Origin of the sequence: Escherichia sp. MOD1-EC5189 (assembly GCF_002966045.1) — a bacterium.
Taxonomy (GTDB): Bacteria; Pseudomonadota; Gammaproteobacteria; order Enterobacterales; family Enterobacteriaceae; genus Escherichia; species Escherichia coli_F.
The window spans coordinates 1-5,833 of record NZ_PTRX01000059.1 but is presented as its reverse complement, the minus strand read 5'-3'; the positions used below and the strand labels follow the sequence as shown (position 1 = coordinate 5,833).

The 5,833-nt window shown below is 50.5% G+C and carries 7 protein-coding genes and 1 pseudogene; all 8 read right to left on the bottom strand.

The features are described 5' to 3' along the window. Positions 1-1,621 (bottom strand): annotated as a pseudogene (gene rpoB, locus ATB02_RS25080) (DNA-directed RNA polymerase subunit beta); the annotation flags it as partial. 319 nt (positions 1,622-1,940) lie between these two features. After that, on the bottom strand, positions 1,941-2,306 hold the full coding sequence (rplL, locus tag ATB02_RS25075) for a 50S ribosomal protein L7/L12 (protein WP_000028878.1): 366 nt from the start codon (positions 2,304-2,306) through the stop codon (positions 1,941-1,943). Between the two features lie 66 nt (positions 2,307-2,372). Then, a complete protein-coding gene (rplJ, locus tag ATB02_RS25070; RefSeq protein ID WP_001207201.1) occupies positions 2,373-2,870 on the bottom strand; it encodes a 50S ribosomal protein L10 in 498 nt (165 codons plus the stop codon). Positions 2,871-3,282: 412 nt separating this feature from the next. Then, the gene (rplA, locus tag ATB02_RS25060; protein WP_001096680.1) at positions 3,283-3,987 is read right to left on the bottom strand and encodes a 50S ribosomal protein L1; all 705 of its coding nucleotides are present in this window, start codon (positions 3,985-3,987) and stop codon (positions 3,283-3,285) included. Positions 3,988-3,990: 3 nt separating this feature from the next. Continuing rightward, positions 3,991-4,419, bottom strand: a complete 429-nt coding sequence (gene rplK / locus ATB02_RS25055) for a 50S ribosomal protein L11 (RefSeq protein WP_001085926.1) — start codon at positions 4,417-4,419, stop codon at positions 3,991-3,993. A 158-nt stretch (positions 4,420-4,577) separates the two neighbouring features. Then, positions 4,578-5,123, bottom strand: a complete 546-nt coding sequence (nusG, locus tag ATB02_RS25050) for a transcription termination/antitermination protein NusG (RefSeq protein ID WP_001287516.1) — start codon at positions 5,121-5,123, stop codon at positions 4,578-4,580. Position 5,124: 1 nt separating this feature from the next. Then, positions 5,125-5,508: a preprotein translocase subunit SecE gene (secE, locus tag ATB02_RS25045; protein ID WP_001275702.1), complete on the bottom strand. Its 384-nt coding sequence runs from the start codon at positions 5,506-5,508 to the stop codon at positions 5,125-5,127. A gap of 229 nt (positions 5,509-5,737) precedes the next feature. Beyond that, a partial coding sequence (locus ATB02_RS25040; RefSeq protein ID WP_072106224.1) for an EF-Tu C-terminal domain-related protein occupies positions 5,738-5,833 on the bottom strand: 96 nt, incomplete at its 5' end.

The following is a 5,833-nucleotide window of genomic DNA, read 5'->3' as shown; positions in this document are numbered from 1 at the left end:
CACGGGTCAGACCGCCTGGGCCGAGTGCGGAGATACGACGCTTGTGCGTAATCTCAGACAGCGGGTTGTTCTGGTCCATAAACTGAGACAGCTGGCTGGAACCAAAGAACTCTTTCACTGCTGCGGAAATCGGTTTGGCGTTGATCATATCCTGAGGCATCAGGGTATCCAGATCGCCCAGAGACAAACGCTCTTTCACCGCACGCTCTACACGTACCAGGCCAACGCGGAACTGGTTTTCCGCCATTTCGCCAACGGAACGGATACGACGGTTACCGAGGTGGTCGATATCATCGACTTCGCCTTTACCGTTACGGATATCGATGAGCTTTTTCATAACATCAATGATGTCGTCTTTGCTCAGGATACCGGAACCTTCGATTTCGTCGCGCAGCAGAGAGCGGTTGAACTTCATACGACCAACCGCAGACAAGTCATAGCGGTCTTCGGAGAAGAACAGGTTCTCGAACAGGCTTTCAGCGGCTTCACGAGTCGGCGGCTCGCCAGGGCGCATCATGCGGTAGATTTCTACCAGTGCGCTCAGACGGTCGTTAGTTGGGTCGACACGTAAGGTTTCAGAGATATACGGGCCGTGATCCAGATCGTTGGTGAACAGCGTTTCGATACGCTTGTGACCAGACTGGCTCAGCTTAGCCAGCAGATCCAGGCTCAGCTCCATGTTCGCAGCACAGATCAGCTCACCAGTAGACTCATCAATGTAGTCTTTAGCAACCACTTTACCTGCGATGTACTCAACCGGGACTTCGATCAGTTTGACGTCGTCTTTTTCCAGCTGGCGAATGTGGCGCGCAGTAATGCGGCGGCCTTTTTCTACGTACACTTTACCGTTAGCTTCGATGTCAAAAGATGCGGTTTCACCACGCAGGCGTTCCGGCACCAGTTCCATCTGCAGCTTGTTATCACGGATTTCAAAGATAACTTTTTCAAAGAACAGGTCGAGGATCTGCTCTGTGGTGTAGTTCAGGGCACGCAGAATGATGGTCGCAGGCAGTTTACGGCGACGGTCGATACGTACGAACAGGTTGTCCTTCGGATCGAATTCGAAGTCCAGCCAGGAACCACGGTAAGGGATGATGCGCGCGTTATACAGCACTTTACCCGAAGAGTGGGTTTTACCTTTGTCGGAGTCAAAGAAGACGCCCGGACTACGGTGCAGCTGGGAAACGATAACACGCTCAGTACCGTTGATAACAAAGGTACCGTTGTCCGTCATGAGCGGAATTTCGCCCATGTAGACTTCTTGTTCTTTAATGTCTTTTACGGTGCCTTCCGGCGCTTCGCGCTCATAGATCACCAGACGCAGTTTAACGCGCAGCGGTGCGGAATAGGTCACGCCACGGATTTGACATTCCTGGACGTCAAACACCGGTTCGCCAAGGCGGTAGCTGACGTATTGCAGCTCGGAATTACCGCTGTAGCTCTGAATCGGGAATACGGAACGGAAAGCAGCTTCCAGACCATACTGCCCTTCAGGATCTTGCTCGATAAATTTCTGAAACGAGTCAAGCTGGATAGAAAGGAGATAAGGTACATCCAGAACTTGTGGACGTTTACCAAAATCCTTACGAATACGTTTTTTCTCGGTATAGGAGTAAACCATAGGGTTCCTCAGCTCGCTGACAAGTCGACCCATCTGTCCATTGAGCGGACAGTTTGTGCAACACTATTTTGTTGACCGGAAAATGGAACACTTTCCGCAATGCCTGTTGCTATCACGCTTAAACCATTTCATTGCGATTTACACAGAACGGGCGTCCTGTCGCAGTATATTAAGTCGTCGATAGAAACAAGCATTGAAAGGCACAGCAGTAGTCAAACAGTGTGAAACGCTACTGGCGCCTTACAGCGCAAAAAGGCTGGTGACTAAAAAGTCACCAGCCATCAGCCTGATTTCTCAGGCTGCAACCGGAAGGGTTGGCTTATTTAACTTCAACTTCAGCGCCAGCTTCTTCCAGAGCTTTTTTCAGTGCTTCTGCGTCGTCTTTGCTCACGCCTTCTTTCAGAGCAGCCGGTGCAGATTCTACCAGGTCTTTAGCTTCTTTCAGACCCAGGCCAGTTGCGCCACGTACTGCTTTGATAACAGCAACTTTGTTAGCGCCAGCAGCTTTCAGAATTACGTCGAATTCAGTTTTTTCTTCAGCAGCTTCAACCGGGCCAGCAGCTACAGCTACAGCAGCAGCAGCGGAAACACCGAATTTTTCTTCCATTGCAGAGATCAGTTCTACAACGTCCATTACAGACATAGCTGCAACTGCTTCAATGATTTGATCTTTAGTGATAGACATTTAAATTGTTCCTGAATATCAGAATAAGTTTATACGTAAGCGAATGCGTTAAAAAGATAACTGCGATTAAGCAGCTTCTTTCGCATCGCGTACAGCAGCCAGAGTACGAACCAGTTTGCCAGCCGAAGCTTCTTTCATGGTTGCCATCAGGCGTGCAATTGCTTCTTCGTAGGTCGGCAGAGTTGCCAGGCGGTCGATCTGAGACGCCGGGATCAGCTCACCTTCAAAGGCAGCGGCTTTGACCTCAAATTTTGCATTCGCTTTCGCGAACTCTTTGAACAGACGAGCAGCTGCGCCCGGGTGTTCCATAGAGTATGCAATCAGGGTCGGACCAACAAACGCGTCTTTCAGGCACTCGAACGGAGTACCTTCAACAGCACGGCGCAGCAGGGTGTTACGAACAACACGCATGTATACGCCAGCTTCGCGACCTGCTTTACGCAGTTCAGTCATTTTATCTACAGTTACGCCACGGGAATCCGCAACTACTGCAGACAGCGCGCCTTTGGCTACTTCGCTGACTTCAGCAACAATCGCTTGTTTGTCTTGAAGATTTAAAGCCATTAGCTTTGCTCCTGGATGTTTGCCAGAGAAAATCTCTGGAACTCACTTCACTCCTCCAAACGGAGAGAGCGTCTTAATTACGGTGAGCAGAAACAAGCCAGAATATAAAAGAATAATCTTAGCGTTCTGTCACCGTCTACGCAGGGGATTAAGTTTCTTGCGAAACTCCTGCGGTCTTCGACGGAGGCCTGGATAGGCCAGGCTCCAACGAACAAATCTTTTCTATCCGTCGCTATTCAGCTTGTAGCGGCGTTGGCTTCCTTCGTTCGCACCAGTCACATAGTTAGCTATGCTCCTGGCGACTCACTCAGTTGCCGCCTTGCTACAACCCGAATATCTCGGATATACGTCTGCATTAAGCATTATACGTGGGGGTAAGATTGTAGACAAAATCACCGCCCACGTAAAGGCATTAGTTTACAGAAGCGCTCAGGCCAGCCTGGTCAACTGCAACACCTGCACCCATGGTGGTGGAGATGCTAACTTTCTTGATGTACACGCCTTTCGCCTGAGTCGGTTTTGCTTTTTTCAGCGCAACCAGCAGAGCTTCCAGGTTTTCTTTCAGTTTGTCAGCGTCAAAGTCCACTTTACCGATGGTGGTGTGGATGATGCCGTTTTTGTCGTTACGGTAACGAATCTGGCCAGCTTTAGCGTTTTTAACCGCTTCAGCAACGTTCGGCGTTACAGTACCCACTTTCGGGTTTGGCATCAGGCCGCGCGGACCCAGAACCTGGCCCAGCTGGCCAACAACGCGCATTGCATCCGGAGAAGCAATAACAACGTCAAAGTTCATTTCGCCTTTCTTGATCTGGTCAGCCAGATCTTCCATACCTACCAGTTCAGCGCCTGCAGCTTTAGCAGCTTCAGCGTTTGCACCCTGGGTAAATACGGCTACGCGAACGGAACGGCCAGTACCGTGCGGCAGTACAGTTGCACCACGTACGTTCTGGTCAGATTTACGAGCGTCGATGCCGAGGTTAACAGCAACGTCCACGCTTTCTACGAATTTAGCAGTCGCCAGCTCTTTCAGCAGAGCGATAGCTTCGTTGATGTCGTATTGTTTGGTCGCATCAACTTTCTCGCGGATAACACGCATGCGCTTGGTCAGTTTAGCCATTTCTTAGTCCTCCACTACCAGGCCCATGGAACGTGCAGTACCTTCGATGGAGCGAGTCATCGCTTCAATGTCGGCACCAGTCATGTCGGCAGCTTTGGTCTGCGCGATTTCCTGCAGCTGAGCGCGGGAAATTTTACCCACTTTGTCTTTGTTCGGCTTACCGGAACCAGACTTGATACCAGCCGCTTTTTTCAGCAGAACTGCTGCCGGCGGAGTCTTGGTAACGAAAGTGAAAGAACGGTCAGCGTAAACGGTGATTACTACCGGAATCGGCAGACCTTTTTCGATGGAATCAGTTTTTGCGTTGAACGCTTTGCAGAATTCCATGATGTTTACGCCCTGCTGACCCAGAGCCGGACCTACTGGCGGACTCGGGTTAGCCATACCAGCTGCAACCTGCAGCTTGACATAGGCTTGTACTTTCTTAGCCATTATAAATTCCTCAAGTTGGGTAATAACGCCTCTGAGAGGCTCCCCGTGATATAAAAAATCGTTTTACGGGCAAGGCCCATAAAAACAAAAGGCGCGAAATTGTATTCCAATCTCGCGCCTTGTGCAACGATTAAATCGCCGCTTTTTTGATCGCTGGGTTAGGCTTTTTCAACCTGGCTGAAGTCCAGCTCTACCGGGGTCGCACGACCGAAGATAGAAACAGACACTTTCAGACGAGATTTCTCGTAATCAACTTCTTCAACAACACCGTTGAAGTCAGCGAACGGACCATCATTAACACGAACCATTTCACCCGGTTCAAACAGCGTTTTCGGACGCGGCTTATCGCCAACCTGCTGCAGGCGATTCATAATCGCATCCACTTCTTTATCGCTGATTGGCGCAGGACGATCGGAAGTACCGCCGATGAAGCCCATCACACGCGGTACGCTGCGCACCAGGTGCCAGCTCGCGTCGTTCATCACCATCTGAACGAGGACGTAGCCAGGGAAGAATTTGCGTTCGCTTTTGCGACGCTGTCCGCCACGGATTTCAACCACTTCTTCGGTTGGTACCATGACTTCACCAAACAAATCTTCCATGTTATGTAATTTGATATGCTCACGTAGCGACGTTGCTACGCGGCCTTCAAAACCGGAAAACGCCTGAACGACGTACCAGCGCTTTTTAGGAGCTTCAGACATCTCAGAACCTCAGGCCAGTGATAAAGGATACCAGGCGAACCAGAATACCATCCAGTCCCCACAGGATCAGTGACATTACTGCGGTAACCGCAGCCACAATCAGCGTGGTGTGCAATGTTTCCTGGCGAGTCGGCCAAATGACCTTACGGACTTCGGTACGCGCTTCACGGGCAAAAGCAACGGTTGCTTTTCCTTTTGTCGTTAACAGCGCGACACCACCCGCTGCAGCAATCAGAATTACTACGGCCAGCGCACGCAGCGGCAGCATAATGTCGCGATAAAGGTAGTTGCCGACAATTGCTACCAGGAGCAATGCCACCACAACGACCCACTTCATCGCTTCCAGGCCGCGCCCGCTTCCTTGAGCTTCGGTATTCGCACTCATAAACCAACCTGTCAGAAGTATTCTACAAACATTTTCACCCCGCGATCGCGAGGCAAACCAAATCGAAACGCGTATTAGCTTTTCGGATTATACGCCCTCAACAGAGCCTGTCTCAGCAATGATTATGACAAAGAAAATCACTGATGAGCCAGGTTCTGGTACGAAAGCGTGCAAAAAGGGCATCAAATGATGCCCTTTTAGTGCGCATTGCGTCAAATGTTATCGGCAATTAGCTCAGAACTTTTGCTACAACGCCCGCGCCAACGGTACGGCCGCCTTCACGGATTGCGAAACGCAGACCGTCGTCCATCGCGATCGGGTGAAT